This window comes from Bacillus rhizoplanae (assembly GCF_917563915.1).
GTDB lineage: Bacteria > Bacillota > Bacilli > Bacillales > Bacillaceae_G > Bacillus_A > Bacillus_A rhizoplanae.
In genome coordinates, this window is record NZ_CAKJTI010000003.1 from 214,814 (window position 1) to 230,578 (window position 15,765).

Below are 15,765 nucleotides of genomic sequence, written 5' to 3' on the forward strand. Positions count from 1 at the left end.
CATTACAATCGATTTAAAAAAATTTGGTATACACTAAACCATGTGAAGATTAAAAAGAAGCCAAGCAAAAAAACAGAAATTAATGTCCCTTTTAGTGAACTTTTCTTTTGTTGTTTGTTTTCGACTGGCTGTAGTTTACGTTCTCCCATTTTTCTCCCTCCCCGAGAAAGTGAATCTTACATTTTTATCATACGAAATATTTTGATAATTTCCACATAGACGGTGGTGCTTTCAAAAATTGTTCATTGATACAATTAAAACTATGTTTATGATGAAAAATTGATAAATCGTGAGTTGTTACAGATTTTGTAATGAGGAATTGTGAAAAAAATGTGAAGTAGATGGTTCATTCACAATGCTAGCAAGCTAAGTGGTTTTGAAGTTCTTAAAAAATAGGTATCATTTCAAAATGAAAGAGGTTTCAAAAAGTCGAACGAAAATTGTATATTTTTTAAATTTGTACGTGTTTTTTCGTAAAATGCTTTTCAAAGTAAAGAAAGTGAGTTATAATCCTTCTATAAATAAATAGATTAGCAACACTCATATAATCGCAGGGATATGGCCTGCAAGTTTCTACCGAAGTACCGTAAATGCTTCGACTATGAGTGAGGACGAATATATTGCTATAGTTGCATTCTTTTTTTGCAAAGCTCCAAAAGCACGTCCCTCACTTGTATTGGGTGAAGGCTGCTTTTGGAGTTTTTTATTTGCATAAGAGGGGGAACAAACCATGAAATTATTACAAGAGAAAATTATGCGAGAAGGAAAAGTATTGTCAGATGATGTGTTAAAAGTGGATGCATTTTTAAATCATCAAATTGATCCAGTGCTTATGCAAGAAATCGGAAAAGAATTTGCAAAGCGTTTTAAAGACGAGAAAATTACAAAAATCGTGACGATTGAGTCTTCAGGAATTGCTCCAGCTGTGATGGCTGCATTAGAATTTGGTGTAACAGTTGTTTTTGCAAGAAAACGTAAATCGTTAACGTTACAAGATAATATGTATATTGCAAAAGTATATTCCTATACAAAACAAGAAACGAACGAAATCTCTATATCGAAACAATATATACATGAAGACGATCGCGTCCTTATTATTGATGACTTTTTAGCGAACGGTCAGGCAGCACTTGGTTTAATGAACTTAGTACAGCAAGCAGGAGCAACAGTAGCGGGTATCGGAATCGTGATTGAAAAAGCATTTCAAGATGGAGGAAGTAAATTACGTGAGAGCGGCGTTCGCGTAGAATCGCTGGCAGAAATCGCATCGCTTGATAATGGTACAGTTCGTTTTGTCGAACATGCGGCAGCGGAGGTGAAGTAAGATGAAGCAACACCCTCTTAAGATTGCATCTCTTGGTATTCAACATATGTTGGCAATGTATGCCGGGGCAGTTATCGTTCCGCTCATTGTTGGAGGCGGACTCGGATTAAATCAGGGTGAACTTACGTATTTAGTGTCAATTGATTTATTAATGTGCGGCATTGCAACTATTTTACAAGCATTAACGAATCGTTTTTTCGGTATTGGACTTCCAGTTGTGTTAGGTTGTACTTTTACAGCAGTTGGACCAATGATTGCTATTGGTAAGCAATATGGGGTATCCGCTGTGTATGGTTCTATTATTGCAGCAGGACTATTTGTTGTTTTATTTTCTAGTATGTTTGGAAAACTTGTAAAGCTGTTTCCACCAGTTGTTACTGGATCAGTTGTAACAGTTATTGGAGTTACATTAGTTCCAGTAGCGATTAATGACATGGCTGGCGGTGTAGGAAGTAAAGACTTCGGTAGTTTATCCAATTTAGCATTAGCATTCGGAGTGTTGTTATTTATTATCATTATGTACCGTTTTTTTGATGGTTTCATTCGCTCTATTTCTATTTTATTAGGTTTATTATTTGGTACAGCAATTGCTGCGTTAATGGGGAAGGTAAGTTTACAAGCTGTAGCGGAAGCAGATTGGTTTCATGGTGTACAGCCATTTTACTTTGGTACACCAACATTCGAATTAACACCTATCATTACAATGATTCTCGTTGCTTGTGTGGGAATTGTCGAAGCAACAGGAGTTTATTTCGCACTATCGGATATTTGTAACAAAAAAATTGGTGAAAAAGAATTGGCAAAAGGATATCGTGCAGAAGGAATTGCAATGATGTTAGGTGGTATTTTTAACGCATTTCCGTATACGACATATTCACAAAATGTAGGTCTTGTGCAACTGACAGGTGTGCGCAATCGTGTTGTCATTTATACATGTGGCGGTATGTTAATTGTACTTGGATTTATTCCGAAGATTGCAGCATTAACAACAATTATTCCAACGCCAGTACTTGGCGGTGCAATGCTTGCAATGTTCGGAATGGTTATGGCATATGGCATTAAAATGTTAAGCGCTGTTAACTTTGCAAAACAGGAAAACTTATTAATTGTTGCATGCTCTGTTGGAATTGGTCTTGGCGTAACAGTTGTGCCAACATTATTCTCGCAGCTTCCAGAGAGCGTTCGTATTTTAACAGATAACGGAATTGTATTAGGAAGTGCATCAGCAGTACTTTTAAATATTGTGTTTAATATGATTCCGCAAAAACAAACGAAAGTAAAAGAAGAGCAGGTTGCAAAGAGCGAAAAAAGCGTAGCAAACTTTGCAGGTTAAACGGATTTAATACGTTATCTTTATCCAACATATTGCCGTCTAAAATATGTTAAAACGTCGTCTATATTTTCTTTCCTTTTGGAATGAATTTAGAGGTGGCGTTTTTTTATGAAAAGAAAAAGAATTAGTGTTCGAAAAGTATCCGAGAATAATGAAAAGAATTTGTATGATTTCGACTTTCAACAAGCATATGATTACTTTTTATCTGCCAAGAAATCGGAAGGATTGCGAGAAACAACATTAATTAGTTACGATGAACATTTTCGTTTCTTTACGAATTGGCTGAAAGAATTCCATAAGGATGTTCAGAAGATAAGTGATGTGAACTCTTTTCTGCTTCGTGAGTATATGAATTATATGAGAGAAGAACATATGAATATTAAAACAAAAGAGGCAGGTCTATCACCACAGACGATTAATGCAAGAATCCGCTTTTTAAAAAATTTTTATAACTTACTATTTAAGGAGGAGATAGTTGAAATAAATCCAGCAGAATCTGTTCGCTTTTTAAAAATTGATGAAACGCCATTTCAACCTTTGACAAAAGAAGAAATGAAGCGACTATTTAATATACCCGACGTGAAGAACTATCCGCAATTTAGAGACTATGTTTTAATGAATCTCCTTTATGACAGTGGAATGAGAATTAACGAAGCAATAAATCTTGTCGTTTCAGAACTTGAGATTAAGGCAAAACGAATTATATTACCTGCAAGTAAAAATAAAACACGTAAAATTAGAATCATTCCGTTGTCTAGCCATACTGTAAGGCTCTTAATGGAATTAATTAATGAGAATCAAGCACATTTTGAAAGTGAGTATGTGTTTTTAAATTGGTATGGTGAGCATTTATCGGAGGACACTTTCCGAAGAAATCTGAAACGATATGTTGAAAAGGCAGGTATAACGAAGCGGTTTTCTTGCCATGATTTTCGTAGGCAATTTTGTACAGAATTTTTAGCAGAAGGCGGTTCGCTGTTCAGTTTGCAGTCAATCGTTGGTCATAGTCAAATCTCTACTACAAGGAAGTATGTGAGGTTTGATGAACAAATGATTAAAAACCAACATGAACTATATAGCCCTGTAGTGAAATTGCGTCAGAAGTTTAAAAGGGGAAGGTAAAAGAATTTTGGTATTGAAAGCTGTACTGATTTTCTATTAGGCATTTGCTTTCTTAAGCATTGCTTAAAGTAAGAGTTTTTGAAGCGAAAGAAAAAGAACCGCGATGCCCACGAAGCTGATGGTTCTTCTTCTGATTCCAAAATTTCATAGTAGTCTTGTTAGGAAAAGGGAGGATAGCACCTTAATTTACGCGTATACGGTATTAAAACCTCCGATACGAGAAAAATTTCTGTGAAACGCTGCTATATTAAGAAGGGAGGGGAAATTCCTCTATTTTCGTTACTGTTTTGAAGAGGAAGGGACTAAAGGAACATTGTGTTCAGCTAGTTAATAATCCAGGAATTTTCCATAGGTTCTTCGAGGGCAATTAGGCAAGATAAAAAACATGTTTCTGCTTGCAGAGAATAGGATTATGAAGGAATGTCGGATTTACAGATATAAATAAAGAGAGCAGTGATGTACCTGCTCTCCTAGATTTGGGGAAGAGTAGATTTCTCTATACCTGTGTGTTATTTTGATTGTGCTTATTTATTTCTTCTTTCACTGCTTTTAATATTTTGTCCTTGCTTTCTTGACCGAGATTGGTTAAATCATTTTCAAATAAACCAATAAAAAAGTTAAAGTTCTCTCTATCCTCTCTCAGGGAGGTTAACAAAGAATGTAGATTATTAATGACATTTTCGAAAGTTTGTATATTCTTATCGATGTTAAATGAAAGTTCCTCCTTAATCTCTTGATTTTTCTTTTTGAGTTGTTCATGTAAATCCATCATCCATTTACTTTCAAAGTTCTTTCTAGGGAGAGTTAACTTATCTTGTTGATATTGTTCAACGTCACTAAGTTCTTCTTTCCGTTGTATCCAAATTTCTTCAATTTCCCTCGCTCTTCGTTCTTCCCAATCCGCTACTTCCTCTGCTTCAGCATTAATCTTCTCTGGGGATGCAATGTGATAAAAATTGTAGAGAAAATCTTCAATATTGTTCTCTTCCCATCCTAGGTGCTTCATTATATCGTACGCAGTAGTGTAGTCAGGCTTCTTAATCAATCCTCTTTCAAGCTGCGAAATATATGTTTCAGCCTTCCCAACTAAGCGTGATAATTCTCTAGAACCAAGCTTTCTCTTTGTTCTTAGTGCTTTAATATCTTTTCCGAAATTAGTGATACTCAAAGTTGTATTCCTCCAATAGTGAAACAAAATGTGATTTATGTAAATTATAACATACTACAAAATGGCGATAAAGTGTAATTTGTAAAGTTTTTATAACTCAATTACGTAAATTTTATTTACATTGTAGCATATTTATACTACAATAAATTTATTCTTGTAAAAGGGAAGCAATTGTATTTATAAAAAACAAAATCATTAAAAAGGATGGTTAATAATTATGAACAAGCAACAAATCGAAAAAGATAACAATGAAATTTTAGAGTTTGTAATGGATTTACTTGAATCTACAGCATCAGATAGAGATGAATTTTACGAGTATCGTACATTATCTAGCAAAGGGGTAACTGTATTCACAAAAACAAGAGAGGAACATTTACAGTTTATGATTGAATTTATTGCAGAACAACTAAGTCAACATAATTACTTTTATGAAAAAGAGGGTATTGATAAATACAAGTGTAAATTAGAAAATTGATTCCTATTAGAATACTAGTATAGTCACCAAAATAAGAAGTGCATAATCAATAAAGATGGGTTGCTATTCCTTAAACAATAAAAATAACAATTAAAATGGAATTGGCACTACATTAATATTATCTAAGAATTAACTACCTAAAGTCTCTAAATAGCGGCTTAAGGTAGAAAGCTTTTAGATACAACTAGAATAAATACTGAAAATGAAAGTGAGTGTTAAACATATTGAATTACTTACAGAAATGTGAAAGCTTAAAAATAGTGGATGCAACATGTGGAAAGGGTAAGACTTCTTGGGCAATTCAACGTATGAATGAAGCTAATGAATCAGAAAAGTTTATGTTTATCACTCCATTTTTATCTGAAGTCAAACGAATTAAAAACTCTGTTACAAATAGGAAATTCTCAGAACCTGATGTGGACAAAGACAACGTTACAAAACTGGACAGTTTAAAGAGATTAGTAAGGCTTGGAAAAGACATTGTCAGTACTCATGCGTTATTTTCGAATATTGATGAAGCGACATTAACTTTTATCAAATCTCATAACTATACCCTAATCTTAGATGAGGTAGCAAATGTTATTGAACAGGCAAATATTTCGAAAGATGATATTAAATTATTGCTTGGGCATGATGAAAATGAACCATATGTTACGGTGAATGAGGATGGTTTTGTAACTTGGAAAAAAGAGAAATACGATGGAACATTCAAACGAATTGAAAGGTTAGCCAAGACTAACAATTTGATGATTTTCAATGATGCAGCAATGTTTTGGACGTTTCCTGTATCAGTATTTAAAGCATTTAAAAATGTAACCATACTCACATACATGTTTTGGGGGCAATCACAGCGGTATTATTTCAAAATGTTTGGAGTACCGATGCATTTCAATTCTGTGGAATTTGACCATGAAACTGGTCGTTATGAATTAATTCCATATGTTAGACCAACGCAAGAAAATGTGGCTCTCCTAAAGCAAAATATCAATATCTATTATCCAAATAGGTATAATGAGAAGAATATGAATGCTGTTGGAGATGAAAGAGGGGCATTCAGCAAAAGATGGTTAACTGATAATATCAAGGACAAAGAAATGGTTAAGCTAATTCAAAGTCACGGATACAATTTCTATTGGAACAAATGCAAGGTTAAATCAGATAAAGTGATGTGGACTTGCCAAAAGGACTTCGAGAAAAAATTGACACCAAAGTCAGCAAAAAAACAGTTTGTTTCACTTACTGCGAGAGCAACAAATGACTATATCAACAAGGAAGTATGTATATATCTTGCCAATCGCTTTATGAATCCCGTTGAAAAGAAGTTCTTTCAATATCATAACGTCAATGTTGATGAGGATTTTTGGGCATTGTCAGAATTAATTCAATGGTTGTTCCGAAGCAGAGTAAGACGTGGAGAAACAATTGAATTGTATATCCCTTCAAGCAGAATGAGAGGCTTGTTAGAGAAGTATCTAAATGGAGAAGCAGTAGCATGGTTTGAAAAGGATGATGTCTTTGTTGTAGAGTGATGAAGTCAGAAGTATCTATGTAGATTTTTGCATAAGTGATTGCTGAATTCCTTGGTGCTGTAGGGGTTGTGTTTGAATTTCTTATAATGGAATATATGAAAATGCATAGGTAGTCGAATAAGGAAATTTTCATATACATGGGGCTAATCGTAGCGAAGCGGAGATTAGCCCCATGGTCGGGGAGGAGAGAGTGAGGAACGAACGAGTGACGGGCTGACAAGCCTAAAAAGCTTTTAAAAGAGACTAAGAAGGCGTTGTCCACGCCCGTCACTACGCTATCGCTTCGTGCCTTCTCGGCAGTTGCCGGTTCTATCTTCTACCGCATTGTTTTATCTGCAGCAGCTTTCCTTTCTAGAAACCTCTTTTTGTCAGCCTTAGTCATCTTGAGTAAGCGTACACTGGCATTGTTAATATTGAACCTCTTTCGAAATTTGTATTGGCTATCGGATTTGTTAATAACATTATTTCCAGATTCGGTATAGAAAGTCCTACACCTTACGGAGTTATTAATTAGCACGTAGTCAGGTGTGTTGTTTAAGGGACATTCTATTTTAATGACCCATATCTTATTCAAAATGGAGATATAGGTTTGCAGGTGATTTATAAAACTCTGGTTTTATTAGCTTGCGAGGGAAGCACTAATATCCGTCTTATTATCACTTTCTCAATTAAATCATCCATTTAGGACATGATATTTATTGTATTTTTGTATAGCAATAACACTAGTGAACACCTTTGTTTTCCCGATTACAAGTAGTAAGAAATGCCTTTGATTTGGTGCATTGGGTGCAATAATCTTTAAATTACTAAGCTAAAACAAAAGAATGATGGAGGCGAAATAACAACCTCTATCATTCTTCTTTGTAAACCTGCTATCCAAAATAAGAGTTTCTACCGGGATAAATAAGTATTGTTCGTACCATATACCCATTGACCTGATATATTATCACGAATATCTACAACAAAAGTTCCGACTTTCATATCATAAAATTTCGCCCATCCATCGCCATATGAAGTGAATGATTTCCACCCTGTACAAGCCCAAGTAGAAGTATTACATAAACGAACCTGTAATTGACTTGGAGAAGCTTGAGCGCTGCCATATCCATTCGTTCTCCATAAAGTACTTTTGACTACTATAACTTCTACATCATTTCTAGAGCTAGTTGTGGTAATCCAATTATCATATTCCCCATCCTCAGTTTCAAAATAAACACTAGCTGCGCTTGCTTGGTTCGTTCCTACAGCAAATACTCCAATAAGACCCATAGCTAACACGTAAAAGAAAAACAATATTCTTTTCAAACAATCTCCCTCCCTTAATTCATACTTCAAAAACTCAAAGTAATTTTATGAATTATCGTATTGATTTAGTATTGAAAGTGAAAAAGTGCAATAATTTAAAAGTTATTGCACCTTTTTATATCCTTGATACAATAGGGTTTGTAAGGTGTAATAACTTAGTGAAATGAATAGTGGATGATAAGAGAGAAGATGATAATGAAATATAGCTAAAGAATCTAAAAGGTAACGAAAGGAGAACATATGTCAAGGATTAAATTCTATTCTGAGTCTGATATGGCTTGTGGTTGGGAACTAGAAAAAATAGTAAAAAAAGTTAATAATGAGGTTATTGACTCTGAATGGGGTATCACTGATTTATTAGACTTTCATAATATTTTAAAATATATAAACATTGAAGGCTTTAGTGACCATATCGTTAAAGAGACAAGTGTTGATATAAAAGCTTATGAGAAAAAAATAAAACAAAAAATCGGTATCTTCATGGGCTGTTACAAGGATGTCTTCCTCAACCTATATGATGAAGTTGACTTGGATACCAAAGATGATTTCTTTGAAGTTCTTGAAGTTTACAATTTATATCAAAAAATTGAAATTAATGATTTTAGACGATTTCTTGAAAAGGGAAATATACATATTTATATAGTACTCAAGTTTAAGAGATTGACTGAGTATTTTAATGAAGCAGTTAAAGATGTGTTATTATCTGACTCTAAGAATGCAGAGACAATTCTATCAAAGTATCTAAAAGAAAATGATTTATATTTGCCACCATCTTTGAATGAAACAGATATATTAAATTTAATTGATGAATATATTGATTCACCACTAGTTAATATAAATGTATTGAGAAAAATCATTAACTTCCCAACAAATAAGGGGTTAAGTATATCTGATAAAATCAAATTGCATGCCAAGAGGAAAGCTAAAGAAGAGGAAGAAAAAATTTTTAATAACGGAATAGGTATTGAATCGGGAGTAATGATTTCTTATCCGCAGGAACAAGATGAAGCTATATTAATTACTATGGATGGTAGAACGGCAGACATCAAGGTAAGTCGAAAGTGGATTGAAGAAAATATTGATTATCCTACACTTTGGAATAATTTTATTTATCTATTCGGATTTACGGATTTGAAGATGAGATTAGCAATCGACTCTAAAAAAAGTGAAAGCAGTACTCTAGAGTCAGTACTTAGACCACAAGCAGAACATTTGTATTACCAATCATCCTTTTTTGATTTCAAAGAAATGTTGTCTAATGCAGAGATATATAGTTATGTTAATGTATTAAATGTTCTTGGTGTAAGATTGGAAGAAATGATTGAATGGTTTTTTGATGCATATATGAAAGAAGAATTTCAGATTAATGATTTCATCGTTAAAATGCCTTCGAGTGAAGCATCATATTTCGAAAAGTGCAGAACTATTCTTCCTGAGATAGATAGAATTTTTAAACAGTATAATACTCTGATTGAAGATGGGGTGATAGACCAGGAATTAATTCAAATGTCATCTTCAAGTTTTAAAAATAAAGATATTAAGTCATTTAATAAAAAGAAGTATGTTTACTCTTCGAGTGACTGGTATAAAACAGCTTCATATTTATTATTTTCTGACCAGAGTGGCATATTTTATTTACCAAATAAAGAAGATAAATATAAGAATTTTTTTAACTTGATGATTGCTGAAAAATTAAATAGAAGTGATTTTGAAGAGTATCAACTGAAAGGAATGCAATGGTTATTCGATAATAACTTGATTTGTGAAAATAACATGGGCTACTTAGAGTTTGTTGACCAAAGAGTCATATATATTCTTAAGGAGCTGTATTATAAAGATGTAATGAGCTATTGGCATTATTCTAAGGATACACAAGTATTGTTAGAGGAGTTAAGTACTCGTAATCTTGTTGATTTTGAAAATAGCCTGTTTTCAAGAAATGAACAAGATTATCTTGACTATTATCTCAATAAATCAAAATTTACCAATGGTTATGATATTCGAAATAAATACTTACATGGAACAAATACTAATGACGAGAAACAATACGAGTCAGATTACTACTTGATTCTTAAACTGTTTGTCATAATAGTCATTAAAATAAATGATGACTTATGTATTAAAGAGGATAGATGACAATAAGTGAAATGGCGAAGACCTAACTCATGATAAGATAGGTCGTATTTTATTATTTTTAATTATGAACATGCTTCAGTATCATTGTTTTTGGGTATAACAAGCAATGAAAAATACTTAAACATGGCATAACCATTGATATAATAACGCCTAATGACTTTACGAACCGAATGTGGTGCAGTGGATAGCAGGTGATTTTCGTTTCTTTCGTTGAATTGTGCCGAGTGCATGATTATATCAATGTTTTCTGCTTCTGTAGCGGCTATGTTCTTAACAACTGAAGTACTTTAGTTGGATTAGTAACAAATAAACCAGAAGGTTATCTTACAATGCGAAGGTAGCCTTTTCATATAGGAAAGGTATTATGAAGCAAAATTATAGTCTATAAAACCAAGATATCCGCTATAATTTAATTTCCATATACAACACAGTTAAGGAATCCAAAGAGGCTCTTAACGATGAAAAGGGTAGCTACTACAATGCTATCCTTTTTTTGATACAATCGTAATAAAATGTTGATTTTATTAGGTATTTGTTCTATTAAAAACATATCTCTAAACAAGTGACACATAATGTAATCACTTGTTCAGCAAATTAATAGACTTTAAGAGCATTAGAACGTTTAACTTCCTTTTTAAATTCCTTAGCAATTGGCTTTCGTGACTGCATGAGAATCTCGTATAGACCATCTTCTGTTAAGAACCACTGTTCTGTATTCTCTCGAAGTCCACCGTGACCTTGCTTATAACCATTAGTTATAGTCAAGGTAGATTTGATTTTCTCTTCTTCATCTATGGAGTTTAGCATTTTTGATGTATTCGAATGCTCAATCCAATTAGCCACATCTTTTGCTAAAAAGAGGGGATTGTCAGCATCCCCATATATTCTAAATTGCTTTCCAAGCACTTCTCTATAAATAATCCTTCTTTTTGAACTGCAAAATCTGAAACATAGAAATACCAAGATTATCCGCTATAATGAAATTACCATATACAGCACAGTTAAGGACTCCAAGGAGGTTCTTAACAATGGAAGGAAGCGTCAAAAAAGATAAGAAAACAGGAAAATGAATAATTGAAAATTACGTATGCAATCACTATCTTCTAACGTGGTGTATTTTTTAATTGATAATATGTAAAAAGGAAAGAATCCGATAATTAGGGACTTTTTGTGAAACTTTCATTTTTAAAGATATGGTATAATTTTCATAGTTTATAAAGTTATGGAGAAGTTGAAAAATTATAAAATCTGAAAGACTAGATAGAAAATATAGAGAGGATTCAAGTAATGGGGCAATTTCAAAGTAATTTTCAAATGGCAGGACAAATTGCTACTCAAATGGGAACGGCTGCTAACACAATTCAAAGTGCGACAAATAGCCATATAACTAAGGCGGAACGTACAACGTTATCTGTTAACTACAAAGCGCAAGAAGCAAATCAACAAGCTTTAGGGTTAACGAAACAATTTTATGATGCCTTTCAACAAGGAATTAACAACATTCATTCTGTAGCAAAGGATTTTGAGCTTATGGATAACGAACTTCAACAAACTTTTCGCTGAAATGACAACCTACGCAAATATAAAATAATAGTAGGAGGAAAAAGATGAGCCAAGATATTCAAAAATAAATTAATCAGTTAAACGAAAAATTAAGAAGTCTATCAGAAGAACAATATCAAAATCAATACGCTATGCAAAAACAAGGACAAACGGAAACAGATTTTTATGAATGGAAAAGTCAAAGTTATTGTCTATTTGAACGAATATTAGAAACTTGGCATAACGATAGAGAACTAGGAAAATTCTTTCATAATTTGCGTCAAGATGTATGTCAACTCGAGCGAAAACTTACTCACGAATTAGAAGAGCAAAAAGAAACGTTGCTAAAAGAAAAACAAAACCTTAGTAATCTCGAAAATGACTTTATTTATCAACGACAAAGTTTAGCACGGGAGGTGAATTTATGAGTTTAAATATGTATCTAGGAGAAGTACAAGCTCAATCACAAAGTATGAATGCTTTTTGCGCTGCAACTATTCAAGGAATGGAACAAGCCATCAGTTCGATTGATGCTTTTGTTGGTGATGCTGTTCTGCAAGGACAAACTTACAATAGCGCAAAAACATTCTTTGCACAAACCTTTCGTCCTTTAGCTCAAGGAATTATTTATTTGTGTGAAGAATTAATTCGTCAAAATAATGCTTTTCCAAATAACTTTCAATCACAAGTCGCTTCAACAGATGTTATCGAACAAGAAATACTAGCACAAATTCGAGAGATTGAGAGAATGATAGCAACGATGGAAGCAATGAGTGAAAACATGCCAGGCACGCAGACGATGATACAGATTTACTATACTATGAAACGGAAGCTTCAAGAAAAGTTAGAACATCTGTATAAATTCAATTATACTTCTAGTAGTAATTATGATACAGCATTTCAATTAGCTGCCAGCATCGCTCAAGGTCTTGCGGAAGTTCAAAGTGGGAAAGGTTTTAATGCCGCCAGCGGTACATTTAGTAATCAAGGGTTGAACATGGAGTGGACGGCATCTATTCAAAAAATTACAGAAGATAAAGCTCGTGAAGCCGAGAAACTTGCTAATTTAAAAAAGGAACCTAATGATAAAACTAAAATTCTCAAAGGTTCAGCAGAAGGTGCTAAAGAGAATCGTCTTGGTGGAAAGTTGGAAGGTACAGTAGTAGATGCAACTACTGACATTGGAAGAGGAACAGCAGTCAACAATAAACTGTTGACTGGAAATTTAGAAGCTAACTTCGGCAAAAATAAAGAGGCTATAATAGAAGATATCTATACAGGTGGTTTGTTTGGCTTTAAAGCGGAAGCTTCATTTTTAGAAAGTAATATTGAAAAAGAAGAGTTTATTGGAGAGAAAACTACAGTAACGCAAAAATTTCAAAATGTTAGTAGTGCATTTGGGATTGATGAATATAGTTTTAAAGCAGACGCTTCATATACAGCACACAAGTATGAAGTGTTACTTGAAAAAATTGATATACCTGACATTATTCCTTATTTTAGTGACAATGACTTTACTGTACGCTTTGAATTTGGAATTGGTAATGTTGGTTTCAAGCTTCATGCGGGGGCTGAAAATGGATTTTATACGCCTCTGTATAAAGACTTTGCTGTTGGATTTTTTGTAAAACCAGAGAAAAAGGAGTAAATATATGCGTCCGTTCAAACAAATGAGAACTATATATTTAATAACAGTACCTATTATTGCTATTCTTTCGTTGCTTTTTCCACAATCATTAGGAGACCGTATTCTTACGTTTTTCTGCATACTTATTTTTGGCGGATTAGCAGTAGGCTTTACTTATTTACTAGACTTTATTGGGAGAAAATTAAAAAATAAATGAGAAGAACGAAGTTAATATGTTCAAATCAGCAAAAATTATAATAATCATAGCAATTGTGATTACGATTTTGCTAGACTAATAGCCCATTTTCAGCAAAAGAAAAAATAATATATACATTGGGCGTGGCTATTTATGGTGTAATTGTTCTAGGTGGAATTACTCTAATAGATTATATTATCAAGAAGAAAAAGGAGAATAAATAAATGAAACTACTACCTATTGGTTCAGTTGTTAAATTAGAAGATATAGAACCAATCGTTATGATTATCGGAAGAATGGTTGTTTCAGCAGATAAGCGTGATTTTGACTATGTAGGTGTTCCTTACCCTGTTGGTTATTTAGGTGATGAAAGAGTATTATGCTTTAATCATGATAAGATTGTAGAAGAGTTACATAGAGGCTATATGACTGAAAGTGAATTGGTGCTACGTGAGAAATTAGTAGAGCTGTAAATAAAGTTTTTTGTTTACAATATATTCTTTTAGTAAAAAATGCATTGAACACCTTGGATGAATTCTGAGGTGTTTGTATCTATGATGAAAGTAAAAAAATCATGTTTTTGGTTATATGACTCAGTGCTTAGTGAATAATTAAATTATTCCTAACTAGCAAGCAGACAGGTGGATTTAGCTACCTGTCTTTTTGGTTATAAGAAGTTGCGAACAGAGATTTGCAAAAGTACTAATTGTTATTGTTAGAGTGTACTTATACAGAAACAATAGGTGGAAATTTATAAATGCAGTTGTGATAAGGTTTCAGTATGTATTCTTTGTTTATGTTTGTTCGTTACTGAAAATAAAATATTGAAATGTGCTGGTTTTATTGATACAAGAAGACATTTAGTTGAGGTCTTCCCTTATTGGGGAATGAATAAACGATTGTTTGGTTTTTAAGATATGGCTTAACAATAACTTAATAAAACTGTGATTTCATTAAGAATAAACGCAACAACAATATCATTGCTCTAAAAGCTGGAACAGGTCGTGTAAAAACTGAAGAAATCGATGCTGTTATCGGGAAATATATTGACTCAAAATCTTTACTATGCACAGATACAGCTACTAACTATAGGGAATTTGCTAAATTAAAGGGTTTAAAGCACGAACCAATCAATGACAGACAAAAACAACGAGTGAAGAAAGGAATTTTTCATATTCAAAACGTTAACAACTTTCATAGCCGTTTAAAGACTTGGATGAGAAGATTTCAAGGAGTTGCAACAAAGTACCTTGATAACTACCTTTATTGGTTCAGATGGCTCGAATTGGACAAGCATTTTTCCTTTGAAAAACAAGTGGAGCAAATGCTTATTTCAGCGTGTCAAAAATCAAACAAAATCACTGTTAATAATCTTAGGAGCATAGCATAAAGACAAAAGAGAGGTGAATTTATTGGCAAGGAAAAATCTGAATATATTTACTAAAATCTCGTTTTTTACAGCACTGGCTACGATTATTGTCTTACCAATTTACACTTTATTAAGAAGTTTAGACGATAGCGTGAATTATATTATAAGAGTGTTTGCATTGCTCACATTCCTCCTTTCTGTATTCGGTATACCTTTGAGCATCATTTCTATGTTCAGCAAAGAACATTTAGGTAAAAGAATTTTCGCTTTAATTGTAAATTTATTGCCTATAAGTCTTATCGTTTATGCTTTAATTATGGAATTTATAGATGAATTTCTCAGAACAGCACCTTAGTTAAAAGGGACTCTGCTACGAGTCAACATTTTATGAAATTCTAATGGAAAAAAACAAAGTTTACGAAAACAGCCAAATTTTAAAACAATCTAAGTCTACTCCATCTTTTAAATGGTTCTTAATACTAATAACCATAAACTTGTCGATGATTTCAAATCTAGGTTTCTGGGGAGAAATATTGTTAATTTTGCAAATCCTCTTTACCACTTGTTTAAAAATATCTGAATCCCCACTATTTTTTGCCAAAAAATCATCCCTTTTTCCTTATTGATGGGTGCGTTAGG

General features: G+C 33.1%; 16 protein-coding genes, 1 pseudogene and 1 riboswitch. Of the genes and pseudogenes, 13 read left to right on the top strand and 4 right to left on the bottom strand.

The genetic code is table 11. The features are described from left to right. Nucleotides 1-2: 2 nt before the first annotated feature. Nucleotides 3-149 (bottom strand): cytochrome c oxidase subunit 2A, encoded by a 147-nt coding sequence (locus tag LRP84_RS04955; protein ID WP_098309357.1) that lies wholly within the window; start codon nt 147-149, stop codon nt 3-5. 371 nt (nt 150-520) lie between these two features. Next, nucleotides 521-622: riboswitch (purine riboswitch) on the top strand. Nucleotides 623-730: 108 nt separating this feature from the next. On the opposite strand from LRP84_RS04955, the gene LRP84_RS04960 reads away from it, so the two are divergent. From LRP84_RS04960 to LRP84_RS04970, 3 genes are all read left to right on the top strand, one after another. Continuing rightward, nucleotides 731-1,324 carry a xanthine phosphoribosyltransferase gene (locus tag LRP84_RS04960; RefSeq protein WP_098309356.1) on the top strand — a complete coding sequence of 198 codons (594 nt, stop codon included), beginning with the start codon at nt 731-733 and terminating at the stop codon, nt 1,322-1,324. 1 nt (nt 1,325) lies between these two features. Then, nucleotides 1,326-2,657 carry a xanthine permease PbuX gene (gene pbuX / locus LRP84_RS04965; RefSeq protein WP_230574059.1) on the top strand — a complete coding sequence of 444 codons (1,332 nt, stop codon included), beginning with the start codon at nt 1,326-1,328 and terminating at the stop codon, nt 2,655-2,657. Between the two features lie 108 nt (nt 2,658-2,765). Further along, complete coding sequence (locus LRP84_RS04970; protein ID WP_230574060.1) at nt 2,766-3,779, top strand: tyrosine-type recombinase/integrase; 1,014 nt, start codon at nt 2,766-2,768, stop codon at nt 3,777-3,779. A gap of 496 nt (nt 3,780-4,275) precedes the next feature. On the opposite strand, the gene LRP84_RS04975 is transcribed toward LRP84_RS04970, so the two are convergent. Next, nucleotides 4,276-4,947, bottom strand: coding sequence for a helix-turn-helix domain-containing protein (locus LRP84_RS04975; RefSeq protein WP_230574061.1), 672 nt, complete (start codon nt 4,945-4,947; stop codon nt 4,276-4,278). 217 nt (nt 4,948-5,164) lie between these two features. On the opposite strand from LRP84_RS04975, the gene LRP84_RS04980 reads away from it, so the two are divergent. Further along, complete coding sequence (locus tag LRP84_RS04980) at nt 5,165-5,422, top strand: TscA family type II toxin-antitoxin system antitoxin (protein ID WP_230574062.1); 258 nt, start codon at nt 5,165-5,167, stop codon at nt 5,420-5,422. A gap of 308 nt (nt 5,423-5,730) precedes the next feature. After that, nucleotides 5,731-6,951: a YonV family putative phage-derived protein gene (locus LRP84_RS04985; protein ID WP_230574063.1), complete on the top strand. Its 1,221-nt coding sequence runs from the start codon at nt 5,731-5,733 to the stop codon at nt 6,949-6,951. 891 nt (nt 6,952-7,842) lie between these two features. Here the strand turns inward: LRP84_RS04985 and LRP84_RS04990 are convergent. Then, nucleotides 7,843-8,256, bottom strand: a complete 414-nt coding sequence (locus LRP84_RS04990) for a hypothetical protein (RefSeq protein ID WP_230574064.1) — start codon at nt 8,254-8,256, stop codon at nt 7,843-7,845. A gap of 240 nt (nt 8,257-8,496) precedes the next feature. Between LRP84_RS04990 and LRP84_RS04995 the strand changes: the two genes are divergently transcribed. Next, on the top strand, nt 8,497-10,392 hold the full coding sequence (locus LRP84_RS04995; RefSeq protein ID WP_230574065.1) for a hypothetical protein: 1,896 nt from the start codon (nt 8,497-8,499) through the stop codon (nt 10,390-10,392). 594 nt (nt 10,393-10,986) lie between these two features. Here LRP84_RS04995 and LRP84_RS05000 read toward each other — a convergent pair. Continuing rightward, on the bottom strand, nt 10,987-11,298 hold the full coding sequence (locus LRP84_RS05000; RefSeq protein ID WP_230574066.1) for a BRO-N domain-containing protein: 312 nt from the start codon (nt 11,296-11,298) through the stop codon (nt 10,987-10,989). A 381-nt stretch (nt 11,299-11,679) separates the two neighbouring features. On the opposite strand from LRP84_RS05000, the gene LRP84_RS05005 reads away from it, so the two are divergent. The 7 genes and pseudogenes from LRP84_RS05005 to LRP84_RS05035 all read left to right on the top strand — a co-directional run bounded on the left by LRP84_RS05005 (nt 11,680) and on the right by LRP84_RS05035 (nt 15,481). Beyond that, nucleotides 11,680-11,955, top strand: coding sequence for a TIGR04197 family type VII secretion effector (locus LRP84_RS05005; RefSeq protein ID WP_230574067.1), 276 nt, complete (start codon nt 11,680-11,682; stop codon nt 11,953-11,955). A 68-nt stretch (nt 11,956-12,023) separates the two neighbouring features. Further along, a complete protein-coding gene (locus tag LRP84_RS05010) occupies nt 12,024-12,362 on the top strand; it encodes a DUF3958 family protein (protein ID WP_230574163.1) in 339 nt (112 codons plus the stop codon). Next, nucleotides 12,359-13,582: a T7SS effector LXG polymorphic toxin gene (locus tag LRP84_RS05015; protein ID WP_230574068.1), complete on the top strand. Its 1,224-nt coding sequence runs from the start codon at nt 12,359-12,361 to the stop codon at nt 13,580-13,582. Before LRP84_RS05010 ends, LRP84_RS05015 begins: the two co-directional genes overlap by 4 nt. Before the next feature lie 4 nt (nt 13,583-13,586). Further along, nucleotides 13,587-13,778, top strand: coding sequence for a hypothetical protein (locus LRP84_RS05020; protein ID WP_230574069.1), 192 nt, complete (start codon nt 13,587-13,589; stop codon nt 13,776-13,778). A gap of 203 nt (nt 13,779-13,981) precedes the next feature. Beyond that, nucleotides 13,982-14,230: a DUF4176 domain-containing protein gene (locus tag LRP84_RS05025; RefSeq protein ID WP_230574070.1), complete on the top strand. Its 249-nt coding sequence runs from the start codon at nt 13,982-13,984 to the stop codon at nt 14,228-14,230. A 479-nt stretch (nt 14,231-14,709) separates the two neighbouring features. After that, a pseudogene (locus tag LRP84_RS05030) lies at nt 14,710-15,147 on the top strand (IS1595 family transposase); the annotation flags it as partial. Between the two features lie 22 nt (nt 15,148-15,169). Beyond that, nucleotides 15,170-15,481: a 2-acyl-glycerophospho-ethanolamine acyltransferase gene (locus LRP84_RS05035; RefSeq protein WP_335379620.1), complete on the top strand. Its 312-nt coding sequence runs from the start codon at nt 15,170-15,172 to the stop codon at nt 15,479-15,481. Nucleotides 15,482-15,765 lie beyond the last annotated feature (284 nt).

What these genes read in the sequence shown, in the direction of transcription:
- LRP84_RS04960 (WP_098309356.1), top strand. Translation starts at nt 731, where the DNA reads ATGAAATTATTACAAGAGAAAATTATGCGAGAAGGAAAAGTATTGTCA.
- LRP84_RS05015 (WP_230574068.1), top strand. Translation starts at nt 12,359, where the DNA reads ATGAGTTTAAATATGTATCTAGGAGAAGTACAAGCTCAATCACAAAGT.
- LRP84_RS04970 (WP_230574060.1), top strand. Translation starts at nt 2,766, where the DNA reads ATGAAAAGAAAAAGAATTAGTGTTCGAAAAGTATCCGAGAATAATGAA.
- LRP84_RS05005 (WP_230574067.1), top strand. Translation starts at nt 11,680, where the DNA reads ATGGGGCAATTTCAAAGTAATTTTCAAATGGCAGGACAAATTGCTACT.
- LRP84_RS05025 (WP_230574070.1), top strand. Translation starts at nt 13,982, where the DNA reads ATGAAACTACTACCTATTGGTTCAGTTGTTAAATTAGAAGATATAGAA.
- LRP84_RS04985 (WP_230574063.1), top strand. Translation starts at nt 5,731, where the DNA reads ATGAATGAAGCTAATGAATCAGAAAAGTTTATGTTTATCACTCCATTT.
- LRP84_RS04995 (WP_230574065.1), top strand. Translation starts at nt 8,497, where the DNA reads ATGTCAAGGATTAAATTCTATTCTGAGTCTGATATGGCTTGTGGTTGG.
- LRP84_RS04955 (WP_098309357.1), bottom strand. Translation starts at nt 149, where the DNA reads ATGGGAGAACGTAAACTACAGCCAGTCGAAAACAAACAACAAAAGAAA.
- pbuX (WP_230574059.1), top strand. Translation starts at nt 1,326, where the DNA reads ATGAAGCAACACCCTCTTAAGATTGCATCTCTTGGTATTCAACATATG.
- LRP84_RS04980 (WP_230574062.1), top strand. Translation starts at nt 5,165, where the DNA reads ATGAACAAGCAACAAATCGAAAAAGATAACAATGAAATTTTAGAGTTT.
- LRP84_RS05020 (WP_230574069.1), top strand. Translation starts at nt 13,587, where the DNA reads ATGCGTCCGTTCAAACAAATGAGAACTATATATTTAATAACAGTACCT.